The organism is Sinorhizobium saheli (genome assembly GCF_001651875.1).
Taxonomy (GTDB): domain Bacteria; phylum Pseudomonadota; class Alphaproteobacteria; order Rhizobiales; family Rhizobiaceae; genus Sinorhizobium; species Sinorhizobium saheli.
In genome coordinates, this window is the sequence record NZ_LNQB01000068.1 from 85,099 (window position 1) to 109,433 (window position 24,335).

General features: G+C 65.6%; 22 protein-coding genes. 8 read left to right on the forward strand and 14 right to left on the reverse strand.

Translation table 11 applies throughout. The features are described 5' to 3' along the window. Nucleotides 1–8 precede the first annotated feature (8 nt). The gene (locus tag ATB98_RS09735; protein ID WP_066872637.1) at nt 9–983 is read right to left on the reverse strand and encodes a glutathione S-transferase family protein; all 975 of its coding nucleotides are present in this window, start codon (nt 981–983) and stop codon (nt 9–11) included. A gap of 257 nt (nt 984–1,240) precedes the next feature. Here ATB98_RS09735 and ATB98_RS09740 point away from each other — a divergent pair, with 257 nt between their 5' ends. Further along, complete coding sequence (locus tag ATB98_RS09740; RefSeq protein WP_066872795.1) at nt 1,241–1,795, forward strand: GNAT family N-acetyltransferase; 555 nt, start codon at nt 1,241–1,243, stop codon at nt 1,793–1,795. 82 nt (nt 1,796–1,877) lie between these two features. On the opposite strand, the gene ATB98_RS09745 is transcribed toward ATB98_RS09740, so the two are convergent. Genes ATB98_RS09745 through ATB98_RS09760 form a run of 4 tightly spaced genes read right to left on the reverse strand, consistent with a single transcriptional unit; the run spans nt 1,878 to nt 8,711 of the window. Beyond that, nucleotides 1,878–3,947 (reverse strand): hypothetical protein, encoded by a 2,070-nt coding sequence (locus ATB98_RS09745; RefSeq protein WP_066872640.1) that lies wholly within the window; start codon nt 3,945–3,947, stop codon nt 1,878–1,880. A gap of 10 nt (nt 3,948–3,957) precedes the next feature. Beyond that, a complete protein-coding gene (locus ATB98_RS09750; protein ID WP_066872643.1) occupies nt 3,958–6,777 on the reverse strand; it encodes a DUF4159 domain-containing protein in 2,820 nt (939 codons plus the stop codon). Continuing rightward, nucleotides 6,774–7,694, reverse strand: a complete 921-nt coding sequence (locus ATB98_RS09755; protein ID WP_066872646.1) for a DUF58 domain-containing protein — start codon at nt 7,692–7,694, stop codon at nt 6,774–6,776. Before ATB98_RS09755 ends, ATB98_RS09750 begins: the two co-directional genes overlap by 4 nt. 3 nt (nt 7,695–7,697) lie before the next feature. Beyond that, nucleotides 7,698–8,711: an AAA family ATPase gene (locus ATB98_RS09760; RefSeq protein WP_066872650.1), complete on the reverse strand. Its 1,014-nt coding sequence runs from the start codon at nt 8,709–8,711 to the stop codon at nt 7,698–7,700. A gap of 200 nt (nt 8,712–8,911) precedes the next feature. Between ATB98_RS09760 and ATB98_RS09765 the strand changes: the two genes are divergently transcribed. The 3 genes from ATB98_RS09765 to ATB98_RS09775 are packed head-to-tail and all read left to right on the forward strand — an operon-like array spanning nt 8,912 to nt 11,420. Next, complete coding sequence (locus tag ATB98_RS09765) at nt 8,912–9,535, forward strand: DUF1285 domain-containing protein (RefSeq protein WP_066872653.1); 624 nt, start codon at nt 8,912–8,914, stop codon at nt 9,533–9,535. Then, entirely contained in the window at nt 9,532–10,164 is a 633-nt protein-coding gene (locus ATB98_RS09770) for a CoA pyrophosphatase (RefSeq protein ID WP_066872656.1), read from the forward strand. The genes ATB98_RS09765 and ATB98_RS09770 overlap by 4 nt, the downstream gene beginning before the upstream one ends. Next, nucleotides 10,161–11,420 carry a CCA tRNA nucleotidyltransferase gene (locus ATB98_RS09775; protein WP_066872659.1) on the forward strand — a complete coding sequence of 420 codons (1,260 nt, stop codon included), beginning with the start codon at nt 10,161–10,163 and terminating at the stop codon, nt 11,418–11,420. The genes ATB98_RS09770 and ATB98_RS09775 overlap by 4 nt, the downstream gene beginning before the upstream one ends. 20 nt (nt 11,421–11,440) lie before the next feature. Here ATB98_RS09775 and ATB98_RS09780 read toward each other — a convergent pair whose 3' ends face one another. Continuing rightward, complete coding sequence (locus ATB98_RS09780) at nt 11,441–11,626, reverse strand: DUF1059 domain-containing protein (RefSeq protein WP_066872662.1); 186 nt, start codon at nt 11,624–11,626, stop codon at nt 11,441–11,443. A gap of 229 nt (nt 11,627–11,855) precedes the next feature. Here ATB98_RS09780 and ATB98_RS09785 point away from each other — a divergent pair, with 229 nt between their 5' ends. Further along, nucleotides 11,856–12,398 carry an adenine phosphoribosyltransferase gene (locus tag ATB98_RS09785; RefSeq protein ID WP_066872665.1) on the forward strand — a complete coding sequence of 181 codons (543 nt, stop codon included), beginning with the start codon at nt 11,856–11,858 and terminating at the stop codon, nt 12,396–12,398. A gap of 42 nt (nt 12,399–12,440) precedes the next feature. Here ATB98_RS09785 and ATB98_RS09790 read toward each other — a convergent pair whose 3' ends face one another. Together ATB98_RS09790 and ATB98_RS09795 are read right to left on the reverse strand one after the other, a co-directional pair. Further along, nucleotides 12,441–12,911, reverse strand: coding sequence for a MaoC family dehydratase (locus tag ATB98_RS09790; protein ID WP_084435401.1), 471 nt, complete (start codon nt 12,909–12,911; stop codon nt 12,441–12,443). After that, nucleotides 12,908–13,363: a MaoC family dehydratase gene (locus ATB98_RS09795; protein WP_066872667.1), complete on the reverse strand. Its 456-nt coding sequence runs from the start codon at nt 13,361–13,363 to the stop codon at nt 12,908–12,910. Before ATB98_RS09795 ends, ATB98_RS09790 begins: the two co-directional genes overlap by 4 nt. A 124-nt stretch (nt 13,364–13,487) precedes the next feature. On the opposite strand from ATB98_RS09795, the gene ATB98_RS09800 reads away from it, so the two are divergent. After that, complete coding sequence (locus ATB98_RS09800; protein WP_066872801.1) at nt 13,488–14,567, forward strand: hypothetical protein; 1,080 nt, start codon at nt 13,488–13,490, stop codon at nt 14,565–14,567. A gap of 179 nt (nt 14,568–14,746) precedes the next feature. Here the strand turns inward: ATB98_RS09800 and ychF are convergent, their stop codons facing one another. Next, a complete protein-coding gene (gene ychF / locus ATB98_RS09805) occupies nt 14,747–15,850 on the reverse strand; it encodes a redox-regulated ATPase YchF (protein WP_066872671.1) in 1,104 nt (367 codons plus the stop codon). Between the two features lie 183 nt (nt 15,851–16,033). On the opposite strand from ychF, the gene clpS reads away from it, so the two are divergent. After that, a complete protein-coding gene (gene clpS, locus ATB98_RS09810; RefSeq protein WP_066872675.1) occupies nt 16,034–16,345 on the forward strand; it encodes an ATP-dependent Clp protease adapter ClpS in 312 nt (103 codons plus the stop codon). A gap of 36 nt (nt 16,346–16,381) precedes the next feature. Here clpS and pth read toward each other — a convergent pair whose 3' ends face one another. From pth to ATB98_RS09835, 5 genes are all read right to left on the reverse strand, one after another. Next, nucleotides 16,382–17,101, reverse strand: a complete 720-nt coding sequence (gene pth, locus ATB98_RS09815; RefSeq protein ID WP_066872805.1) for an aminoacyl-tRNA hydrolase — start codon at nt 17,099–17,101, stop codon at nt 16,382–16,384. A 234-nt stretch (nt 17,102–17,335) separates the two neighbouring features. After that, a complete protein-coding gene (locus tag ATB98_RS09820) occupies nt 17,336–18,070 on the reverse strand; it encodes a substrate-binding periplasmic protein (protein WP_066872808.1) in 735 nt (244 codons plus the stop codon). 125 nt (nt 18,071–18,195) lie between these two features. After that, complete coding sequence (locus ATB98_RS09825) at nt 18,196–20,559, reverse strand: bifunctional diguanylate cyclase/phosphodiesterase (RefSeq protein ID WP_066872678.1); 2,364 nt, start codon at nt 20,557–20,559, stop codon at nt 18,196–18,198. A 258-nt stretch (nt 20,560–20,817) separates the two neighbouring features. After that, nucleotides 20,818–21,432 (reverse strand): 50S ribosomal protein L25/general stress protein Ctc, encoded by a 615-nt coding sequence (locus tag ATB98_RS09830; protein WP_066872681.1) that lies wholly within the window; start codon nt 21,430–21,432, stop codon nt 20,818–20,820. Nucleotides 21,433–21,640: 208 nt separating this feature from the next. Then, nucleotides 21,641–22,822 carry a benzoate/H(+) symporter BenE family transporter gene (locus ATB98_RS09835; protein ID WP_066872684.1) on the reverse strand — a complete coding sequence of 394 codons (1,182 nt, stop codon included), beginning with the start codon at nt 22,820–22,822 and terminating at the stop codon, nt 21,641–21,643. Between the two features lie 308 nt (nt 22,823–23,130). On the opposite strand from ATB98_RS09835, the gene ATB98_RS09840 reads away from it, so the two are divergent. Beyond that, on the forward strand, nt 23,131–24,087 hold the full coding sequence (locus ATB98_RS09840) for a helix-turn-helix domain-containing protein (protein WP_066872687.1): 957 nt from the start codon (nt 23,131–23,133) through the stop codon (nt 24,085–24,087). The last annotated feature ends 248 nt before the right edge of the window (nt 24,088–24,335 follow it).

Here is a 24,335-nt window from a genome sequence, read left to right on the forward strand (position 1 = left end):
CTCGCCGTTCAAAGCCCGTCCCGCCCATGCGGCGCGCCGAGGTCGATCTCCGGTCCGACCGGCACGATGCCGTTCGGATTGATCATCGTGTGGCTGCGGTAATAGTGCTGCTTGATGTGGTGCAGGTTCACCGTCTCGGCGACGCCCGGCACCTGATAGAGGTCGCGCAGATAGCCGGAGAGGTTCGGATAGTCGGCGATGCGGCGAAGATTGCATTTGAAATGCCCGACATAGACCGGATCGAAGCGGACGAGCGTCGTGAACAGGCGCCAATCGGCTTCGGTGATGAGGTCGCCGAGGAGATATCGGCGCGAGGCAAGGCGGTTGTCGAGCTCGTCAAGCATGGCGAAGAGCGCCGCCACGCTCTCCTCGTATGCCGCCTGGGTGGTCGCGAAGCCTGCCTTGTAGACGCCATTGTTGACCGCGTCGTAGACGCGGGCGTTGAGCGCATCGATTTCCGGCCGCAGCTGTTCGGGGCAGAAGTCGGCGGTCGACCCGGTGAGTTGGTCGAAGGCCGAGTTGAACATGCGGATGATTTCGGCGGACTCGTTCGAGACGATGGTGTTCTTCCGCTTGTCCCAAAGAACCGGCACCGTCGCCCGGCCGGAATAGACGGGATCGGCGCGTACATAGACCTGCCAGAGGGCGCGCGAGCCGAAGAGATGATCGGGATTGCCGTTCTCGTCGTTGAATTCCCAGCCGTTCGCCAGCATCAGCGGATCGACGACCGAGAGCGAGATCAGCTCCTCGAGCTTCTTGAGCTTGCGGAAGATCAGCGTGCGGTGGGCCCAGGGGCAGGCGAGCGAGACATAAAGATGATAGCGGCCCGCCTCGGCCTTGAAGCCGCCATCGCCGGTAGGGCCGGGCGAACCATCGGCGGTGACCCAGTTGCGGAACTGCGACTCGCTGCGCTTGAAATGGCCGTTCGTTGAACGCGTGTCGTACCAGACGTCCTGCCAGACGCCGTCCACCAGCCTGCCCATGCGCAATCTCCTGTCCGTGGCTTCCTTGTCTCAATAGATAGTGCAAAGAGCCGCGGCCAATAGGTGCGAAATTCCGAACAGTGCGTTTTCGCTTTGACAGACGGCGATTTTCTGCTATCGGCGATCCGAACGCTTTTTCACCTTGGGAAACGACCATAGCCATGATCCTGTCGGGAAGCCTGCGACGACGCTGATGCTGCGAACGCCCATTCGGGGCGAGCCATCTCAATTCCGTTCGCATGCCGGTCTCGACATCCATGAAAAAGCACGATCTCGTCTATCTGACTGAAGACGCGTCCCACGACGCAGCCATCGAAATCATCAACGAAGAAGCCTTCGGCCCGGGCCGGTTCGCCCGCGCGGCGGCGCGCATTCGCGAACAGGGGCCGCATGACCGGTCGCTCTCCTTCGTCTGCGCCGACGCCGGCGAAACGATCGCATCGGTCAGGATGACGCCGGTCATGGCGGGGTCCGTCAAAGGACATCTGCTTGGCCCGCTTGCGGTGCGGCCGTCGCATAAGAACAAGGGCATCGGCCGGGAACTGGTGCGCATCGCCGTAGAAGCGGCGCGGCGGAAGGGCTCCGAGGCGGTGATCCTCGTCGGCGACCCGCCCTATTACCAGCCGCTCGGCTTCGAGAAGGTGCGCTACGGTGCGCTCGACTTTCCGGGCCCGGTCGACCCGGCCCGCGTGCTGGTCGTCCCGATCGCCGCCGACGTTCACGCGCGGCTCGAAGGCGTGATCGCCTGGCGGGACGACAATGTAACGGCGGCCGAGACCGCTGCGCCGCAGGCCCAGGGCGCTGCGGCCTGAAGCGGGCGGTGTTTATTGGTCGCCCCAAGCCGCGCCAAATGTGTTGCGCGGCGCAGGCCCGAGATCGTGACCTCGCCACCGGTTACCGCCCTTCGCGGTACCAGGTGGCGGAGACGAGGAAGAGCAGGGCGGCGAGACCGAACAGGCCGGAGAAGAGCGACAGCGAGTTGACGCCCTTCAGCACCGTCTCGTCGGTCATGCGCAACGACAGGCGCTGGTCGTCGGCGACCCGCACCGCTCCGCGAACCGGCAGGATCGAGGGGAGGTCGACCGGGCCGTCGGCGTCCGCCAGTCGGCGGACGAGGCCCTTGGTCTTTTCCGCCCAGGGCCTTAATTTTTCTTCGGTCGAGATCGCCGCCTTGAACTCCGGGGCGTCGACGTTGCCGACATGCACGAGCGTCGTCATTTCGTCGTTCGATACCTCGAAGAGGCCGATCTCGTCGGTCTTCACCTCGGCCTTGTAGAGGCCGGGCTCGCGCTCGGCCAGATTGACGTCCTGCGTCCGGCCCGAGGGATAGGTGAGAGTCGCCTGGCCCGGGTCCCCCTCGATCGTCTGGCGGGTGATCTCCAGCGTCCGGCCGAGGGCGCGGGCAGTCAGAGCCTCCTCCTCGAGCGCCGGCTCCTGCATCAGCCAGTGGGCGGTGCGGCGATAGAGCGAGACGTGCGGCCCGCCTCCCTCGAAACCGCGCGCCCAGAGCCAGCCCTGGTCGGAGAGCAGCATGGCGACGCGCCCCTTGCCGACGCGGTTGAGGACGAGCAGCGGCTTGCCGTCGGCCGCTTCCATCACCGTCTGGCCGAGCGGCCTGTCGACATCGACGGTGCGGAACCAGCGCCCCCACGCGGGCGGCTCGCTCGACGCGCCTTCGAGGCCGCGGGTGACCGGATGCTTCTTACCCTCCTCCGAAAGCCGCGGGAAGAAGGCCTTTTCGTTCATGACGCCGGTCGGGGTCGCCGGCAGCACCGCCGAAAGCGGGGTCGCGGCGATCGAATCGTCGCCGGCATGCTCGGGGCCCGCAGCGATCAGCAGGGCGCCGCCGTTCTGCACATATTGCGCGATGTTGTCGTAGTAGAGGATCGGCAGCACGCCGCGGTGCTGGTAGCGATCGAAGATGATGAGGTCGAACTCGCTGATCTTGTCGACGAAAAGCTCGCGCGTCGGAAAGGCGATGAGCGAGAGTTCGTTGATCGGGGTGCCGTCCTGTTTCTCCGGCGGCCGCAGAATGGTGAAGTGGACGAGATCGACGGCGGCGTCCGATTTCAAAAGATTGCGCCAGGCGCGCTCGCCGGCATGCGGCTCGCCGGAGACGAGAAGCACGCGCAGGTTCTCGCGAATGCCGTCGAGCATGTGGACGGCGCGATTGTTGGCCTCCGTCACTTCGCCGGGAATGGCATTGACGGCGAATTCGAGGATGTTGTTGCCGCCGCGCGGGACGGTAAAGCTGAACGGCACGTCCGTCCCCGGTTCCGCGTGCTCGGTGGCGATCTCGTTGCCGTTGAGACGGATCGTCACTTCGGCGCTGCCGCCCGGGGCCGCACCCTCGTCGACGACGCGGAACGTCATTTTCTGCTGTTCGCCGACAATGCCGAAGCGCGGGGCGCTGACGATCTCGATGCGCCGGTCGAACTCGTCCGGCCGGCCGGTGATCAGCCCATGGATGGGCGCGTCGACGCCGAGCTTCTGGTTCACGTCCGGGACGTCGTGGATCTGGCCGTCGGTGATGAAGATGGCGCCGCCGACACGCGCAGGCGGCACGTCGGCGAGTGCGGTCGCGAGCGCACCGAAGAGCTTTGTCGAGGGGGCCTCGCTCTCCTCGCCGTCCGCGGCCTCGACCACCCGGGTCTCGATCTGCGGAAAGCGGGCAAGGCGTTCCTTGAGCTCGGCAAGCGCGGAATCGGTCTGGGCGCGGCGGTCGCCGTTCTCCTGGCTCTGGCTGCGGTCGACGACGACGGCGACGACGGTCGAGAGCGGCTGCCGCTCCTCCTGGAAGAAGACGGGATTGGCGAGCGCCAGGCAGAAGGCGGCAAGCGCCGCCGCCCGGATCCAGGCGCCGCGCACGCGCCGCCAGATGCCGAGCGCCGCCAGTGCAGCCGCGACAAGCGCCAGCGCCGCAAGATAGGGCCAGGCGAGGATCGGCGAAAAGACGATGGTCATCGCTCTGTCCTCACTGTCCGAGCCGCTCGAGCAGGGCGGGCACGTGCACCTGGTCGGCCTTGTAGTTGCCGGTCAGCATGTACATCATGATGTTGACGCCGGAACGGTAGGCGTATTCGCGCTGCATCTCGTCCGGCGGCACGGTCGGCAGCAGGGCGGCGCCGTTCGCATCCACCGCCCAGGCGCCGGCGAAGTCGTTGCCGGTGATCATGATCGGCGTCACGCCGTCGCCTGAGCGCGCCGGCCGGTTGCTCGGCTCCTCGCGGTTGTCGAACGTCGCCTCGATCCAGAGCGGGCTGCCGGCATAGCGGCCGGGAAAGTTCGTCAGCAGGTAGAAGGCCTTGGTCAGCACATGATCGGCCGGAACCGGTTCCAGCGGCGGTATGTCGAGATTGGCGAGGATCGCCTGCAGGCGCTCGGCATTCGGGCTGGTTCCGCCCGAGGAGGCGCCGAGCGAGGAGAACTGGTCGCGCGTGTCGAAAAGCACGGTGCCGCCGGCGCGCATATAGGCATCGATGCGGCTGACTGCCTGCGGGTTCGGCATCGGGGCGCTTGCCGAGATCGGCCAGTAGATGATCGGGTAGAAGCTGAGCTCGTCCTTCGCGATGTCGAGGCCGACCGGCGCGCCCGGCTCGAGCGTGGTGCGATAGGTCAGGAAATCAGTGAGGCCCTTGAGGCCGTTTTCGGAGAGACGATCCACGTCCTCCTCGCCGGTGACGACATAGGCGAGGTGAGTCGTGTCGAGCCGCTCCAGGATGCGCGCGTCGTCCGGCCGCGTGTCGTCCGCAAGGGCTGGCGGTGACGGCAGGAGGGCCGCGCCGGCGAGCACGAGGAGCAGCAATGTCGCCGCGGTGGCGCTCGCCCTTTTGACGCGCGAGAAGACGCCGCTCATGAAGAGGACGATGACGGCGTCGGCGAGCAGCAACAGGAGCGCAAGCGTCATCAGCGCAGGCTTCAGCGACCAGCTTTCCGCACCGGCCAGCCGTTCGGCGACGTGCGGGCCGGCCGCCACCATGTCCATCCGCTTCAGTTCCGCATTGCGCGGCAGCACGTTGAGCGCGGTGAAGCCGTCCTCGGAGCCGTAGAGGCCCGGCGGGTTGTCCGGCGTCGCGAGCGGCTCCTTGCCCGGTGCGACGTTGAGCGGACGGGCGTTGCCGGTCTCGGCGACGAGCAGGCCATGGGCGTTCAGCAATCGGTAGGGCGGCAGCGTCTGCGCCTTGACGGCCTTGCCTTCGCTGGCGATGCCGCCGCTGCGCGAAAGCTGGACGCTGCGGCGAAGCATTTCGACGAAATGCCCGGAGATCGGCAGGTTCGACCAGGTGGCCTCGGCGCTCACATGGAAAAGGATGATACGGCCGGCGCCGCGTGTCGCCGTCGTCACCAGCGGCGTGCCGTCGGCGAGGTTTGCCCAGGTGCGCTCGGCAAGGTCGGCGGTCGGCTCGGCGAGCACCTGCCGCTTGACGAGAATGTCGGTCGGCCGGGGCATGCCGGCGAAGGGGCTGTTCGCCGGGTAGTCGGCAAGCGGCTGCGGCTCGGACCAGGACAGCGCGCCGCCGAGCGCGCGCTCGCCCTGCCGAAGCGTGACCGGGACCAGCGGATCGTCGGCGGGCGCGGCGGCCAGTCGCGGACCGGCGAAGCGGATCAGCGTGCCGCCATTGTCGATCCATTTCGCGAGCACCGGATAGGTTTCCTCCGGCAGGCGGCCGATGTCCGCCATGATCAGGACCGAGGGCCGCTGTTCCAGGAGTTCCGGAATGGCGACGGCGAGGTCGGTCTCGCGCGGCTCGACGAGATCGGCGTAGGGGACGAGGGCCCGGTTGATGTAGTAGAGCGGCGACAGCAGCGGCTGGGAGAGGTCGCGGGCCTCGCCGCTCAGGAGGGCGACGCGGCGGCGGCGGAAGCCGTCGTCCAGGAGGTGGGTGGCACCCGCCGTCGAGAGGCCATCGATGCCGATGCGGGCGAAGTCGTTGCGCAACTCGAAAGGCGCCTCGATGGTGCCCTTGGCGGTCGCCGCGCCGGGCGTGAAATCGATCGCGCCGTTGGCGATCGCGCGGCCGCGGGTGTCGTAGGCGACGACCGACAGCGTGCGCCGGTCGTCGGTCTTCAGCCGTGTGGCCGTCACCGACATGCCGCTCGATTCGTTGCTCGTATCGGTCAGCGCCACCGCCTCGCTTCCGTCCGCCTCGATCACCCGGAGACCGCCCGCCCGGATCGCTGCGAGGGCCGCCATCGTCTTGCCGTCCGGGGCCTCGATGCTGTCGGTGATGAAGGCGATGGTGCCGGGCGGAGCGTCCTTGAAGGCCGCCTGCAGGGCGGCGATCGCGGACCGACGGTCGGCGGGCAGCGGTTCTGGGCCGGCTGCGGCGAGGCGATTGCGCGCCGTTCCGGCCGATCCCGGCGTCGCATCGTGCTGGCGCTCGCCGGTGAAGACGATCGACACGGCGAGGTCCTTCGCCTCGGCATCGTCGATGAGCGCCGAGGCGGCCTCGACCCGCCGCTCCCAATCGGGCGCGGTCGCCCAGCTGTTGTCGATCATGAGCGCGAGCGGCCCGGATGTCGCAAGCGTGTTGCTGCGCGGGTTGAACACCGGGTCGGCGATCGCAAGAATGACGGCTGTCGCCATCAGCATCCTGAGGAGCGTCAGCCACCAGGGGCTCTTCGAAGGCGTCTCCTCGCGCTTCATCACCGAGGCGAGGATGCGCAGCGGCGGAAAGACTTCCGCCGCCGGCCGCGGCGGCGTCATGCGCAGCAGCCACCAGATCACCGGCAGCGCGATGAGGGCCGCCAGTATGGCCGGGTTGGCGAAGGCGAAGGAAAGCCCGCCGATCATCGCAGGCCCCCATGCGTCGCCCGGGTAGGCATTCCGGAGAGATACATATGCACCGCGACCAGCGCCTCCGAGGCCGGCCGATCGGTGCGGTGCGGAATGAAGGTCCAGCCGAGATGGCGAAGGCTCTCGCCGAGGCTGTCACGGCGGGCGCGATAGGCGCGCTGGTAGTCCTCGCGCAGGATTTCGGCGCGGCCGGCGGTCAGCTTCTCGCCGGTCTCCGGATCGGTGAATTCGGTTCGGCCGGCATAGGGGAAGACCTCCTCGGCCGGGTCGGCGATCTCGACGACGTGGCCGTGCAGTCCCCGCCGTGCAAGCGGTCCGAGCCGTTCCATCACCTCGTCCGCCGGATCGAGGAAATCGCCGATCAGCACCAGATCGCTGGCGCCGCGGATCATGCCGGTCTCGGGCAGGCCCTCGGCAAGCGGGCTCAGCATGATGGCCGTTGCCAGCCGTTCGGCGGCGTTGCGGGCCGAGACCGGCTCCATGACTCCCGGGCAGCCGATGCGTTCGCCGGAGCGGGCAAGAATTTCGGCGAGCGCCAGCATGAGCACGAGGGCGCGGCTTTCCTTCGAAACGGCGCCGAGCGTCGACTTGTACATCATCGAGGGCGAAAGATCGGCCCAGAGCCAGATCGTGTGCGCGGCCTCCCATTCACGGTCGCGGACGTAGGTGTGGTCGTCCTTGGCGGAGCGGCGCCAGTCGATGCGCGACAGGCTTTCGCCTTCGCTGTAGGGCCGGAATTGCCAGAAGTTTTCCCCGATGCCGCGCTTGCGCCGGCCATGCCAGCCCGAGATCACCGTATTGGCGATCCGCCGCGCCTCGACGAGGCAGTCGGGCACGAGCATCGCGCGCTGCTGCGCGCGCGACAGGACCTCGCCAGAGGGAGTCCGCGCAACAATGTGCCCGATCGAGGCCATACGCTATCCCTTGGCTCGCTTCACCAGGTCGGCGATGACGTCGCGCACGGTCATCCCCTCGGCGCGGGCGGCAAAGGTCAGCGCCATGCGGTGCTGGAGAACGGGTTCGGCAAGCGCAAGGATGTCGTCGATGGAAGGGGCAAGCCGCCCGTCATATAGCGCGCGGGCCCGGGCGCAGAGCATCAGGGCCTGTCCGGCGCGCGGTCCCGGACCCCAGGCGACGTTCTTGTCGGTGGCGGCATTGCCGTTGCCGGGACGGGCGGAACGCACGAGCACCAGGATGGCATCGACCACCTTTTCGCCGACCGGCATCTGGCGGATCAGGCTCTGGACCTGCTGCAGGCGCTCGGCATTGATCACCGGCCGCGCCTCTGCCTCGGCGAGGCCTGTCGTCTCCAGGAGGATCTGGCGCTCGGCGGCGAGTTCGGGATAACCGACATCGACCTGCATCAGGAAGCGGTCGAGCTGGGCCTCGGGCAAGGGATAGGTGCCTTCCTGCTCCAGCGGATTCTGCGTCGCAAGCACATGGAAGGGCTGCGGCAGGTCCTTGCGCGCGCCGGCAACGGTGATGTGGTATTCCTGCATGGCCTGCAACAGGGCCGACTGGGTGCGCGGCGAGGCCCGGTTGATCTCGTCGGCCATCAGGAGCTGGGTGAAGATCGGGCCGGGAATGAAGCGGAAGGAGCGATGGCCGGCGGTGTCCTGGTCCATCACCTCGGAGCCCAGGATATCGGAGGGCATCAGGTCGGGTGTGAACTGGATGCGGCTGTTGTCGAGCCCGAGAACGGTGCCGAGCGTCGCGACGAGCTTGGTCTTGGCAAGGCCGGGCACGCCGACAAGCAGCGCATGGCCGCCGGAAAGCACGGCCAGCAGCGTCTGCTCGATGACGCTCTCCTGACCGAAGATGACCTTGCCGATCTCCGCGCGGATGAGCGCGATTTCACCGAGGGCAGCTTCCGCAGCGGCAACGATCGCCTTTTCATCGGCCAGTTCGGTTGCGCTTTTCATCACACTCATCACAGCTCTCCCCCGGCCGCGCGCCGCCCGGACGAATCGTCATCGCCCGCTGGCCAATTCCTATTTTTCAATTTAGACCCTGGCGAACGGCTGACAAGCCGGCGCCAACGCACTATCTCGTGAGTTCCAAGAGGCATACGGCACAGTTCGTAGACGTCGGATGCCCAACACGCAAGATCGGGGCCAAACGGGACAGAACAATGGCAGAGGCCAAGATTCGGCAAACGGGCGATGCGGCGGGCCTCGCCGCGCTGATCACGCGCGCTGCCGGCCAGACGGGCGGCGAGGCGAGGGGACTGCCGCCGGTCGAGCGCTGGAATCCGCCTTTCTGCGGCGACATCGACATGGAAATCCGTGCCGACGGCACCTGGTTCTATATGGGCACGCCGATCGGCCGCCAGCCGCTCGTCAGGCTGTTCTCGACCGTGCTGCGCAAGGACGACGACGGCGGTACCTATCTCGTGACGCCGGTGGAAAAAGTCGGCATCCGCGTGGCCGATGCTCACTTCATCGCCGTCGAAATGAGCGTGACGGCAAGGGACGACGCCCATGTGCTGACCTTCCGCACCAATGTCGGCGATGTGGTCGAGGCCGGCCCGGAGCACCCGTTGCGCTTCGTCATCCACGGCGACAATCGCGAGCTGAAGCCCTATCTGCATGTGCGCGGCCGGCTGGAGGCGCTCGTTTCGCGGCCCGTCATGTACGACCTCGTCGACCTCGGCGAGACGGTCGACTTCGACGGCATCGAGATGTTCTGCGTCAAATCGGCCGGGGCGGTTTTCCCGATCATGCCGGCGGCCGAGCTGGAAGCACTGTCGCGATGAGCCGTCATCCGTTCTCCGCCGATGAATTCCGCCGCCGCGCCTATGCGCAATCGGGCGGCCCGGTCGAAACCGCCTGGCGCGACCATGGCGACTTCCTGCTCAATCCGGGCATCGTGCCCTATCTCGAATCCCTGCATCTGAAGGATGCCGCCGTGCTCGTGCCCGTCGTCGACAGCGGCGAGGATGCGAGCGTGATCTTCACCCAGCGCACCTCGCACCTGCGCAAGCATTCCGGCCAGGTCGCCTTTCCGGGCGGAGCCGTCGATCCCGAGGACCGGTCCATCGAGGTTGCCGCACTGCGCGAGGCGCAGGAGGAGATCGGGCTCGATCCGCGCTTCGTCGAGACCATTGGCCGACTGCCGCACTACATGGCAATGTCCGGTTTCCGCATCACGCCGGTGCTTGCGGTGGTCCAGCCGGGCTTCGAGCTCATACCTAATCCGGAGGAAGTGGAAAGCGTGTTCGAGGTGCCGCTGTCGTTCCTGATGAACCCCGACAATCACGGCCGTGGCAGCCGCCACTGGCAGGGCGAGGAGCGGCAGTTCTACAGCATGCCCTATGGCGACCGGAACATCTGGGGAATCACCGCGGGAATCGTCCGCATGCTCTACGAGAGGCTCTACGCATGACCTCGATTGCCGCCGAGCCCTGGTTTCAGGCGCCTTCGCTGCAGCGCATCTTCGGCCTCTTGAACGTCGACGGCGGCGAGGTCCGCATCGTCGGCGGGGCGATCCGCAACAGCCTGATGGGCCTGCCGGTTGCCGATGTCGACCTGGCGACCACCTGGCGACCCGAGGACGTGGCCGAGAAGGCGAAGGCGGCCGGCATCAAGGCGGTGCCGACGGGCATCGACCATGGCACCGTCACGCTCGTCGTCGATGGCGAGCCCCACGAGATCACGACGCTGCGCCGCGACGTCGCCACCGACGGGCGTCGGGCCGAAGTGGCTTTCGGGACCGATTGGAAAGCGGATGCGGAACGGCGCGATTTCACGATCAACGCCCTTTATGCGAACAGCGAGGGAGAGGTCCTCGACTATGTCGGCGGGCTTGCGGACATCGAAAGCCGCACCTTGCGCTTCATCGGCAACGCCGCCGAACGGGTCGCGGAAGATTATCTCAGAATCCTGCGCTTCTTCCGTTTCTTCGCCCATTACGGCAGCGGCCGGCCGGATGCCGAGGGTCTGAAAGCCTGCGCGCAGGCGCGCGCGAAACTCGCGACCCTTTCCGCCGAGCGGGTCTGGAGCGAGACGAAGAAGCTGCTTGCCGCCGAGGATCCGGGCCGCGCGCTTCTCTGGATGCGCCAGGCGGGCGTGCTCGGCGAGGTCCTGCCGGAAAGCGAGAAATGGGGTATCGACGCGATCCCGGCCCTGATTGCGGCGGGGAAGAGCTTCTCCTGGCGGCCCGATCCGCTGTTGCGGTTGGCGGCGATCGTTCCCCCGGACGCCGAGCGGCTCGAAGCGATGGCGAAGCGGTTGCGGCTGTCGAAGGCGGAAGCCGCCTATCTGGACCGTTTCGCCAAGGCTCCGGCGATTGCCGCCAAGCTGGCGGACGCGGCCCTCGACCGCCAACTCTATCGTCATGGCAGCGAAGGGATTGTCGCGCGGCTAAAACTCTCGCTCGCCTCGGCTCGCCGCAAAGCCGAAACCGACCCGGCATTCCTTGCCGAAAGCGCGTCGTATCAGCGGTTGCTCGCGCGGGCGGAGAAGTGGCAGCGGCCGGCATTTCCGTTGAGCGGCGCGGACGTCCTGAAGGCTGGGGTTCCCGCCGGCCCGAGGGTCGGGGAGACGCTGGCGGAACTCGAAAATCTCTGGATCGAAAGGAATTTCGCCATCGACCGGGCGACGCTCCTCGCCCGGCTCGAATCCCTGGTGCGGCCGGCCTGAGCCGGCACTCGTCCGCGCGGTCAGGCCGCCTCGGTCTCGTCGACGATGCGAGCCTTGATGTTCTCGATCATGTTTTCGCGGATGACGGTTTCCCCATGGGTTTCGCGCATGTGCTCCACCGCGCGGCGGACGATCTCCGCATCTTCGTCGGCGCGAGTGTGCCAGGGACAACCCGGGACGAGCGAACCGCATTCGAACAGGCGCATGACGTTCCTCCTTCCTTCAATCGTCTGCAATCGGCAAAGCCTGGAAAAGCCTAGCATCAACCCGTGCCGCGGCCAAATCGTTCCGGTTGTGCCGATATACTGTTGCTTGCCTCGACCGCCGACATCATGAAGCTGCGTTCTGCGACGTGAGTGGAGAAAATCCTGTCGTCACGCGGTTCCTTGATGCTATGGCTATGCGATCCCGCAAGACAAAGGCCCGCTTCGAGACATGACCGCCATTCAATCGGAACTGATTTCCGCCATCCGCAGCATCCCGGACTATCCGAAGCCGGGCATCGTTTTCCGTGACATCACCACCTTGCTCGGCAATCCGCGGGCCTTCCGCCGGGCGATCGACGAACTGGTCCAACCCTATGCCGGCAACAAGATCGACAAGATCGCCGGCATCGAGGCGCGCGGCTTCATTCTGGGCGGTGCGATCGCGCACCAGCTTTCGGCCGGCTTCGTGCCCATCCGCAAGAAGGGCAAGCTTCCCTACGATACCGTCAGGATCGCCTACAGCCTGGAATACGGCGTCGACGAGATGGAGATGCATCGCGATGCGATCGTTCCCGGAGAGAAGGTGATCCTTGTCGACGATCTGATTGCGACCGGCGGCACGGCGGAAGGCGCGGTCAAGCTCCTGCGGCAGATGGGCGCGGAGATCGTCGCCGCCTGCTTCATCATCGACCTGCCCGAGCTTGGCGGCCGCAAGAAACTCGAGGCGCTCGGCGTCGATGTCCGGACGCTGATCGCGTTCGAGGGGCATTGAGAGAGGAAGGAGCCGCCGTTTCCAGCGGCTTCCCGGTCCGCCTCACGCAAATTCTATGACCTTGCTTTCGAAGCGGATCACCGCCTCGCCGTGCTGGTTTTCGCCTTCGCAGAGGATCGTGTTGATCCGCCAGCCGGGGCGCGACGCGACCACGCGGGCCTCGATCAGCGTGACCGCATAGGTGATCGTGTCGCCGGCATAGACCGGCTTCAGCCACTTGAGCTCACGGAAGCCGGGCGAGGGGCCGAGCTTCGGCGCGTGCAGGCCTTCGGCGGCGAGCCGTTGGATCTCACCCTTCCAGAATTCGACGAAGCAGTGCATCCAGCCGGCACTGGTGTGCCAGCCGGAGGCGCAGAGACCGCCGAAGAGCGAGTGCCTCGCCTCTTCCTCGTCGAGATGAAAGGGCTGCGGGTCGAAATCGCGGGCGAAGCGGATAATGTCCTCGGCGGCGAAGGTCAGGCTGCCGATCACGACCCTTCGGCCGGCTTCGTAAAGTTGTGCGAGCGTCATCATGCCCGGCGCTCCGCGTCGCGCCGGCGGAACATGACCGAGCATTCCGAGACCGCCACGGCTTCGCCGTTCTGGTTCTCGATTTCGTTGCGGAACTTGACGATGCCGATCGCGGGTTTCGACTTCGATTGGCGCGATTCCAGCACCAGGCTGAAGCCCGAGAGCAGATCGCCGGCAAGGACCGGCTTCTTCCACTCCATGAAGTCGATGCCCGGCGAGCCTTGCGAGGAGGAATTGCCGAGAAAGGCATCGATCATCATCCGCATGCCGATGGCGCTCGTGTGCCAGCCGGAAGCGGAGAGGCCGCCGAGAATGCTGCCCTTGCCCGCCTCTTCGTCGAGGTGCATCGGCTGCGGATCGAATTCCTTGGCGAAAGCGATCATGTCTGCCGTTCGCATCTGGACCGGGCGATAATCAAAGCGCCGTCCCGGCGAAAAATCCTCGAAATAGAGCATGCCGACTTCCTCATGTTGCGCCGCCCTCTCTGGCGGGATCTGACAGCTCCACATGGCGCTTGACGCCGGTTCATGCAACCACTTACTTGGGGTTGCGCCGTCCCGCCTGTACAAGGAGCAAATCTTGACCGAACTGAACACAGCACTTGCCGCCGCTGCCGACAAGGGGATCATCTTGCCGCATCAGGTAGGGGCCCTGGAAGCATATCTCCTGGAGCGCGGCATTGGTACAGGCGGCCGTGACGCAGCCTTGCGGGCGGGCACCCCCGCCGAAATCAAGACGGCGGAAGACAGCGAGCAGCCGCTGTTTCTAAGAGGATTTCATGACATCCTGATCACGATCGGGGTCGTCATTGCCCTGGTGGGGCTTTCCGGCATTGGCGGCGTACTCATCCTGCTGCCTGCGATCCTGGTGCTCGCCGAAATACTGGTTCGGCGGCAGAGGCTGGCCTTGCCTGCGGTTAGCCTGTCACTCGCAATGGTTTGGTGCGTCGCCATTGCGGCGCAGGACTTCGTGACCGACCAGGAGTGGGAGCGGTTTACCCGAGGAGTGATCTTCGTTTGGGCCTTTCCGCTGCCGCTCTGCTTGTTCTATTGGCGTTACCGGGTGCCCCTGTCGCTCGCGCTGTTCCTGCTCTCGGTCGCTGCCGCTGCAGTCATCCTCGTGCTCTTCGTCCTTTGGGAGGCGTGGAGAATCGACGCTGGCCTGGATCCGTATCTGCTCTCCAGCATCGTGTTCATCGCGGCGCTGGCGGTTTTCGCAGCAGCACTTCGATATGACATTTCGGATCCGCGGCGCGTGACGCCGCGCTCGGACACCGCGTTCTGGCTGCATATGGCAGCGGCGCCGGGATTGTTCTATGCGATGCTCGGTTTGATCACCGGCGGCGAGGCGTTTTGGTTGAGCGGCGAGGGGGACCTGGGTCGCGCAGCGGCTGTTGTGCTTCTTGTCGCATTTTTGATGACAATCGGCTTGGTGATCGACCGTCGGGCGTTCGTCACTTCGGGCCTGTTGTCGCTCGGCGGCGCGATCTGGGTCATCCTCAACGAAGCGGGCGTCTCATTCGACACCTACGTCTTCGTCGTGTTCGCCGCCGTTGGCCTGACGGTGCTTGTCATAGGGATTTTCTGGCAGGCGCTGCGCCGCGTGGTGATGCGGCTGTTACCGGATGCCATAACGACGCGCCTACCTGCCACGCGCTGACGGCCTCCAGCGGCCGCTGTCTTTCGGTGAGCACGCGTTGCGCGATGACCGCTCGACTGCGAGGTGTGAGGCGGGTATTTGGTTTCGACGTCCATTCGGTCCCCTGAGAATCACTGAAGCTTCGACAACATCAGCTTTCCCGGTCGAGACCGGATGGACGGCCTGTTGGACGCTCCGTTTTAGGTATTGAAGCGGAAGTGAATGACGTCGCCGTCCTGGACGACGTATTCCTTGCCTTCGTCGCGTGCCTTGCCCGCTTCCTTGGCACCGTTTTCGCCGCCATAGGCGATGTAATCGTCATAGGCGATGGTGTTGGCGCGGATGAAGCCGCGCTCGAAATCCGTATGGATGACGCCGGCGGCCTGCGGCGCCTTGGTGCCGCGCGGAATCGTCCAGGCGCGCGTCTCCTTCGGCCCGACCGTGAAATAGGTGATGAGATCGAGCAGCTTGTAGCCGGCGCGGATCAGCCGGTCGAGGCCGGCCTCTTCGAGACCGAGCGCGGCCAGGAATTCCGTCGCTTCCTCTTCCGGCAACTGCGCGACCTCGGATTCGATCGCCGCCGAGATGATGACGGTTTCGGCGCCTTGCTCCTTCGCCATCTTTTCGACGGCGCGGGTGTGCTCGTTGCCGGTCGCCGCATCGCTTTCGGCGACATTGCAGACGTAGAGAACCGGGTGGGCGGTGAGCAGGTTGAGGCCCTGCAGGATGCGCAGTTCGTCCGCATCGAGCTTCGCCAGCAGGGTGCGGACCGGCTTGCCTTCCTGCAGGAGCTTCAGCGAGGCTTCCATGATCGGAAGCTGCGCCATCGAGTCCTTGTCCTTGCCGGTCGCGCGCTTGCGCGTCTGTTCGGTGCGCCGCTCGAGGCTTTCGAGATCGGCAAGCATCAGCTCGGTCTCGATCGTCTCGGCGTCCTCGACCGGATGAATGCGGCCTTCGACATGGGTGATGTCGTCGTCCTCGAAGCAGCGCAACACGTGCACCACGGCGTCGACCTCGCGGATATTGGCGAGGAACTGGTTGCCGAGGCCTTCGCCCTTCGATGCGCCGCGGACGAGACCCGCGATATCGACGAAGGAAATCCTCGTCGGGATGATCTCCTTCGACTTGGCGACGTCGGCGAGCTTGCGCATGCGCGGATCGGGAACGGCGACCTCGCCGGTGTTCGGCTCGATCGTGCAGAAGGGATAGTTCGCCGCCTGTGCCGCCGCCGTCTTGGTCAGTGCATTGAAGAGTGTGGACTTGCCGACATTCGGCAGCCCGACGATACCGCATTTGAAGCCCATGGCCAAAACCTGTCATTCTTGATTGCTTGGGCGTGGCTATGGGATAAAGGAGAGAAGCGGTCAAGCTCTTCGCGCATATCCGGGCGTGCCCGAGCGCCTTTCCCCGCGAATGTCCCGGTCGCGGTGCCGGCGGGTCCCGGCGATCGTAACCGCCTCCTCGTGACGTCAACCGGTGGGCTTCCGATGAGTGACAGTGACGTTGCCGCAAAACGGAAAACCAGGTCGAAGCCGAAGCTGGAACGGCCGAGGCTCTACAAGGTCATCCTCGTCAACGACGATTACACGCCGCGCGAGTTCGTCGTGATGGTGCTGAAGGCCGTCTTCCGGATGAGCGAGGAGACCGGCTATCGGGTGATGATGACGGCGCACAAGCTCGGCACATCGGTCGTGGTGATCTGCGCCAAGGATGTCGCTGAAACCAAGGCCAAGGAGGCGACCGACCTCGGCAAGGAAGTCGGCTTCCCGCTCATGTTCACGACCGAACCGGAGGAGTGACGGTCCTGGTCGCCGCCCAATTCTGCGCGGCGTGCGTCAGTCCCCCTTCGAGCCGAACATCTTCTTCAGCATTTCGGCCATCGGACCGGTTGCCGGGAGCTTCTTCGGCTGGGCCGCGGCGCGGGCCTGGTGGATGTGCGACTGCGCCGCCGGCTTCTTCGACGCCCCGGGCTTTTCCGCCTCCGGCTTGCCGCCCGTCGCGAGCGCGATCTTGTTCAGGAGTTGCGACTCCTCGCCCTTCACCAGCATCGCCGCATTGTCGGCGATCGTGTCCAGCAGCGGTGAAAGCCAGGCCTGGTCGGCCTTGGCGAAGTCGCCGAGCACATGGGCATGCACCAGCTCCTTTACGCCCGGATGGCCGATGCCGAGGCGCAGGCGGCGGTAGTCCTTGCCGCAATGGGCGTCGATCGACTTGATGCCGTTGTGGCCGCCGTGGCCGCCCCCGGTCTTGATCCGCGCCTTGCCGGCCGGCAGGTCCAGCTCGTCATAGATGACGACGATATCCTCGGGCGCCAGCTTGTAGAAGCGCATGGCCTCGCCCACGGCTTCGCCGGAAAGATTCATGAAGGTCTGCGGCTTCACCAGGAGCACGCGCTCGCCGCCGATCTCGCCTTCGGCGATCTCGGACTTGAACTTCTTCGACCAGGAGGAGAAACCGTGACGCCGCTGAATGGCATCGGCCGCCATGAAGCCGATGTTGTGGCGGTTGCCGGCGTATTTCGGGCCTGGATTGCCAAGTCCGGCGATGATCAGCATGTCGGCAAGCTCCTGATGCGCATTTGCTCCACGGGCGGAGTGGAACGGCGCGGAAGCGCCCTTTTTGCCCCTCATCCCGCTGCCGCAGCCTTCTCCCCGCAGGCGGGGAGAAGGGGTATGCCGCGCCGCTAGAGTCCCTCTCCCCGCTTGCGGGGAGAGGGTTAGGGTGAGGGGCAATCACCCCTGTTCCGTTATTCAACCCCAAGATCATCGCGACCGGGCCAAAGTCAATGCCTATTTCGCCGCCTGCTCGATGCGGGTCGGCGGCAGGCCGTAGCGCTCGAAGATCCGGTTCTGCGTCCCATCGGCGATGAGGCGATCGAGCTCGGACTGCAGGCGGGCGATGATTTCGGCCGGCATGTCGCGGTGGCAGGCAATCCCGTATTGCTTGCCTTCGAGCACCAGCGCCGCCTCGACCGGCATTCCGTCGCTGCGCATGCTCTCGAACGTCTTCTGGGAAGTCATCATCAGATCGATGCGGCCGGCCACGAGCTTCTTGAGCGTCGAGTCGAGATTGGCGGCATAGTCGATTTTCCGGAAGCCGTGTTCCTTGAGATAGGTGGCGGAAAAGTCCTCGCGCTGCGTCCCAATGACGAACTGTTGCGCCGCCTCGACCGAGCGCGGTGCGACGGCCGAGCCCTTGCGGCGCACCATGATCATCTGGTCGACGAGCAGCGGCTCGACCCATTTGAACTTCCTGTCCCGTTCGGCATCGTGACCCGTGGTGAAGACGCAATGGAACGGCTGGGCTTCCGCAAGCGCAAAGGCTCGCGCCCAGGGCAGGACCTCGATCTCGTAAGGCAGGTCGAGCGCCTTCGCGATCAGTTCGACCTGTTCGACCGACGCACCGCTTGCGCCCTTCCCGTCGGTGAAGTTGTAGGGGGGATATTCTTCGGTGACAAAATGGATCGTTTCCGCATGGGCGGTGGCGGCAAGACCGAGGAAGAGTGCCACGATCAATTGCTTCATGCCCATTTTCCTTTTCATGTTGGCGCTAGAGCGGATGCACTCACATGCGTTCGCGCACCGCTCTATTTCATTGTTTTTGCCGCATTTGTGCGACGCCAGGTGCCTTCACCCGACTGCAAAATGCTCTAAGCCTGATGGCTCGCCTTGGCTTCCGATTCGTTCTCCAGCATCGCCACCATGTCGTTGATCGGCATGGGCCGGCTGAAGAGATAGCCCTGGCCATTATCCACACCAAGCTTGCGCAAAAGCTGCCATTGATCCTCAGTCTCGATGCCTTCGGCAACGACGGTGCATCCCATCTGGTGCGAGATGGTGCGAATGCCCTTGATGAGCATCCTGCTCTTGCGCCTGACGTCCACCGCATTGGAGCTCAGCGAGCGGGTGAAGGACTGGTCGACCTTGACGATGTCGACGGGGAACCGGTTGAGATAGCTGAGCGAGGAATAGCCGGTGCCGAAATCGTCGAGGGCGATCCGGCAGCCGAATTCGTTGAGCTGCTTCAGGACGGCATGGACCTCCGGATTGTCGAGCATCAGCACCGCTTCGGTGATCTCGATGACGATCCGCTGCGGCGAGATATGGTGCTTGAGCAGGAGCGCCGCGAGCTTGTGCGGGAGGGTGATCTCGAACTGCAGCGGCGAGAAGTTCACGGCGAGATAGGTGTCCTGGGTTCCGTCGAGCGCGGCGATCGCCGCGAGGTGACGGATCGCCTTTTCCAGCACGCGCTCGCCGATGCGGCCGATCGTGCCGGTCTCCTCGGCGATGCCGATGATCTTGCCGGGCGGCATGAGCCCCTTTTCGGGATGGTTGAGCCGCATCAGCGCCTCGAAGCCGACGATCTTGCCATCGCCAAGGCTGACGATCGGCTGCAGCCAGGTCTCGAACCAGTCTTCCCTCAGGCCCGCCTCGATGCATTGTTCGATCTCGTGGCGCTCGCGTGCCGCATCGAGCATGCCCGCGTCGAAGATCTGCTGGCCGTTCTTGCCGTCGCGCTTGCGCGCATACATCGCCATGTCGGCCTTGAGCAGGAGGTCTGCAGCGCCCGTGGCATGGGCGGGGTAGACGGAAATGCCGACGCTGGCGCTGACGGAGAGCTCGTTGCCGGCGACCGGCATCGGCTCGCGCAGCGCCGCGCAGATCCGCTCGCCGATTTCGCTCGCGAGGTCGACGACTTCGGCGGCGGCAACGAGGATGGCGAATTCGTCGCCGCCAAGCCGCGCCATCACGTCTCCGGGGCCGAGCGTCGCGCGGATCAGTTCCACCGTCTGGCGGAGCACCGCGTCGCCGGTGGCGTGGCCGAAATTGTCGTTGATCCACTTGAAGCGATCGAGATCGATGAAAAGGCAGGCAAGCTGCATGCCGCATTCGTCGGCGCTCCGGATCGCCTCATCCAGCGCGCTTTCGAAGCCCTGGCGGTTGAGGAGGCCCGTCAGGTGGTCGGTGATCGCCTGGGCATGGTTGCGGCTTTCGGCCTGCTTGAGGGCCGTCACGTCGGTCATCACCGAAAGCGACAGTCCGTTGCTGCCGGTCTCCGTCTCGAGGATGAGCACGGTCATGAATTCGCCGTCGGCCTTGCGGAAGGGCAGGGTGACTTCGCGGATCGTGCCGTTGCCGGGGGCGGTCGACTGCACGTGCAGGCGATGGGCCTCGTGCCAGTTCGGGTCGACGAAATCGGTGAAGTTCCGGCCGATGACCGCTTCGCGGGCGTAGCCGGTCGCAAGCAGCCAATAATCGCTGACGGCGGTGAGGCGGCCTTCGGCATCGAGCGAGAACAGCATGGCCGGCGTGAGGTTGTAGATTTCGGTGGCGCGGCGATGCGCGACCTTCAGTTCCTGCTCCTCGCGCTCCAGCCGATCCTGCATCTCGTTGAAGTTTGCGGCAAGCGTGCCCATCTCGTCATCCGAGGTCCAATCGACCCGATGGCGTGAGCCGAGCCGCCGCGTCGCCTCGATCGCTGCCGTCAGGCGCATCAGCGGGCGCATGACCGTGAAACGGTTGCCGATTAGCGCCGCCGCAAAGACGACCGCCACCGCAAACAGAAGAATGCCTAGGATCGCCCACTCGTCCTTGCTGAAGCGCGAAAGGATGCCGGATGCGGGAACGCGGACTTCGAGCGTGCCCACGGATTTGGCGCCGTCGACGCCGTCGTAGGAGATGGCGGTCTTCAGCAGCCGTTGCTTCGCAGCCTCGACGCCGGGCCCCAGATGGGCAAGGACGTTGCCCGTCGCATCGCGAATGACGACCGCCTCGACATCGGTGGCGTTCATCAGCGAGCGGGCGATCCGCTCGATGCCGTCCTGGTCGAAGTCCCACATGGGCTTGGCGATGGCTTCGGCGCTCGCCTCCATCAGGAATTCGACGTTGTGCAGGCGCTCGCGCGCGAGCCGCTCGGTGGATATGGTCAGGAAAAGAGCGAGCAGCGGTGCAACGAAAGCGAGCATCGCCCCGCAGATAATGGCAATGAAACGGTTCTCCACCGAATGCATCATCGGATGCTCCCCCCGGCGGACGTTTTCGCTCTGTTCATTTCGGATTCTCTCGGACTGCCACCTACTCCCCTGCGGCAGAACATCATCAAATCCTTAAATGTTGCTGAAGCCGCATTGCGGTTTTCGGAAAAAGACGCCTGCTACCATGCCGGGCATTCCCCAGAAAGAAAGAACCCGCCCCAGGCGATCCCGGGACGGGTTCTCTTCAATGATGAGCGCGACAGGGCAGGCGGTGCCGGCCGGTCGCATGAAGCTGCATCAAGCCTCGGCTTCGCCCTCGGCCTCTGCTGCTTCGCCTTCGGCTTCCATCACGCGGCCGGCGATCGTGGCGACCGTGAAGTCGCGATCGCTGATGACCGGGGTGGCGCCTGCCGGAAGCTTGATGTCCGAGATGTGGACCGTGTCGCCGATGTTGAGGCCGGTGAGGTCGACCGTCAGGAATTCCGGGATGCTGTCGGCGGAAACGTTCAGTTCGACTTCATGGCGAACGATGTTGAGTGCGCCGCCGCGCTTCAGACCCGGGGACTTCTCTTCGTTTTCGAAGTGAACCGGAACCTGAACCGAAACCTGGCTGTCCTTCGAGACGCGCAGGAAGTCGACATGCATGGTGAAGTCGCGGACCGGATCGAGCTGATAGTCCTTCGGCAGGACGCGGATCTTCTCGCCATTGACGTCGATGACGGCGACGGTGGTCATGAAACCGCCGGCATGGATCTTCATCGTCACGTCCTTGGTGGACAGTGCGATGGAAAGCGGGGGCTGCTTGTCACCATAGATGACGGCGGGAATAAGACCGTTGCGGCGAAGTTCGCGGGAGGACCCCTTACCAACCCGTTCGCGCGTCTCGGCCTTGAGCTCGTAAGTCTGGCTCATGGGTAGACCTTTCTGGTTATTTGGAGAGTTCGTCCGCCAAGGGGTCAAGAGACCCGGGGGCGGAAAAACCTGAAGCCGCATGGCGGCTTCATCCGCGGTGCCTCCAAGGGTGTCTGCGCGGACGCGGGGTCCATAGCCGAGAACAGGCGGAATTGCAAGGCGCGGGCCGTCAGGTCCTCGTTTTGCCGATCGCGCCGCAAACCTTGCGTCACGCCCTGCGTTTCGCCAGGCGCGCGAGCGCAAGCATGAGGCCGCCGGCGACGAGGCCCCAGAAGGCGCCGGAGACGTTGGCGAGGCTGACGCCCGAGGCGGTGACGAGGAAGGTGATCGCGGCGGCTTCGCGCGTCTCGGCTTCGGTGAAGGCGGCCATGGCGGAGCTCGAGAAGGCGCCGATCAGCGCGAGCCCGGCCACGGCTTCGATCAGCACCGGCGGAGCGAGGCCGACGAAGGTCGTCACCGCGCCGGCGAGCAGGCCGAAGGCGATATAGGCAATGCCGGCGTTGATCGCCGACCAGTAGCGGCGTGCGCGGTCGGGATGGGAATCGGCGCCGGCACACATCGCCGCGGTGATCGCCGCCAGGTTGACCGCGTGACCGCCGAAGGGGGCGCTCAGCATCGAGAAGAAACCGGTCGTCGCGAAAAGCGGACCCGGGGCGGGATGATAGTCGTTGACCTTCAGCACGGCGATGCCGGGAATGTTCTGCGACGCCATGGTGACGATGAAGAGCGGCAGCGCGATGCTGACCGTTGCCGCGGCGTTGAAGGCCGGCGCGACGAACTCCGCCTTCGGCACGAGCGCGGCGGAAAGACCGCCGAGCGCGCCCGCCGGCATCTCGACGCCGAGCGCGATGACGACGACGAAGGCGAGCAGCGCCGCCGGCACGGCGTAAAGCCTGTTGACGCTGCCGACGAGCGCCCAGGCAAGCACGATCGGCAGGCCGAGGAGCGGGTTGAAGGCGATCGCCTTTGCAGGCGCGAAGCAGAGGCTCAGGAGCACGCCCGCGAGCATCGCATTCGCCAGAGCCGGCGGGATGGAGGAGACCATCCGGCCGAGCGGCTTCCAGAGGCCGGCGATGACGACCAGCAGGCCGCAGACCAGGAAGGCGCCGACGGCGGCGCTGAAGCCGCCTTCGACGGCGCCCGCGCTTGCGAGCAAGGCCGCGCCAGGCGTCGACCAGGCGATGCTGACGGGAAGCCGCGTGACGGCGCTGATGACGATGGCGCAGACACCCATGGAAATCGACAGCGCCATCAGGCCCGAGGCGGCTTGCGCGTCGCTCGCGCCGACGCCGGTGAGGCCGTGCAGGACGACGGCGAAGGAGCTGGCGAAGCCGACAAAGGCAATGAGCAGGCCCATGAACAGGCTTTGAACGGAAAAGTCACGAAACATGGCGGACGAATCGGTTGTTGTTGGGCGAGTCGCGGTAGCTGCCCCAACCGAGTAGCACATCCGGCGGGGCTGTCCACCGCTCGAGGCGCAAGGGGGCGACCTTCGTCTGGATGGACCTCTCGCAGAATTGATGCCTATAGTGGCGCCGGACGCGAGCAGCGGAGAGCGGGGAGAGCCGCGCGCCGGTCCGCGGGGGGACGCCTTGCGAAGGGGGATGGTTTCCGTCCGCGTTGCACTTGCGAGGATCGATCACGCTTATGATTTGCGTCGTCTCGACGCGTGTCGCACGTGGTCCAGGGAGGAACCGAATGGCTTCGAACAGAGATCACTCGGAGCATGTCTACCGAGTCACGCATCAGCCGTCCGCCGCCGCCAGTTCGCCGGTCGCCGCCTCGTGGCGGCGCTGCATGACCGTTCACGGTCTTGCTCCGGAAGAGGCGCGGCTGCCCTGGCGTCTCAGCGAGAGCGAGTTGCGGCAGGCGCGCGAGCGCTCGGGGGCGCTGATCGCGGAGGCAACGGGCGAGCTCGACCGGCTTTTTGCCATGGTGGGCAAGGCGGGCTACTGCCTGCTGCTGACCGATGAGAACGGCGTCGCGCTCGAGCGCCGCGGCGCCGGCGGCGACGACGCGGATTTTCGCGGCGTCGGCCTCTGGTCGGGGACAGTGTGGAGCGAGGCGAGTGTCGGGACCAACGGTATCGGCACGGCGATCGTCGACGAGCGACCCGTCGTCATCCACCGGGATCAGCATTTCCTCAGCAGCAATATCGGTCTGAGCTGCACCACGGCGCCGATCCGTGGTGAAACCGGGCGCCTTGCTGCGGCGATCGATATCTCCACCTGCCGCGAGGATGCCTCGGAGGCGGTGCTGTCGATCCTTTCCCAGGCCGTGCGCGACGCGGCGGCCCGTATCGAGGCCAACCTGTTCCGCCGCGCCTTCGCGGGCGCGCGCATCGTGCTCGTGCCGGTCGACCGGGCGGGGCCGGCGCTGCTCGCGGTCGACCGCGACGATCTCGTTCTCGGCGCCACCCGGGCGGCCCGGCAATGGCTCGGGCTCGACGACAAGCGCATCGCCGCCGGAATCCCGGCCTCCGACCTGCTTCAGGAAGACCTGCCCCGCGAGGGCGGGGCCTTGCCCGACGCCGAGCGGGCGGCCCTGCGCCGCGTGCTCTCGCGCACCAACGGCAACGTCTCGATGGCGGCCGACCTCCTCGGCATCAGCCGCGCCACGCTTTACCGCAAGATGAAGCGGCTTTCGTTGAACTAAGTGGTTGCGCCAAGAAGGCCTTCTCACAGGAAGATCCCCTCACCCTAACCCTCTCCCCGCATGCGGGGAGAGGGGACGAAGGCGGCGCCGCATATCCCTTCGCCCCGCTTGCGGGGAGAAGGTGCCGGCAGGCGGATGAGGGGCAGCCAAGCCCGCGAACCCCTCACATTCGACCATTGCTGCGCTGCAGCACGACAGCCTCCGCCCGCCTGTCTCAATTCTGAAACACATGCCGCTCCCCGAGCGCG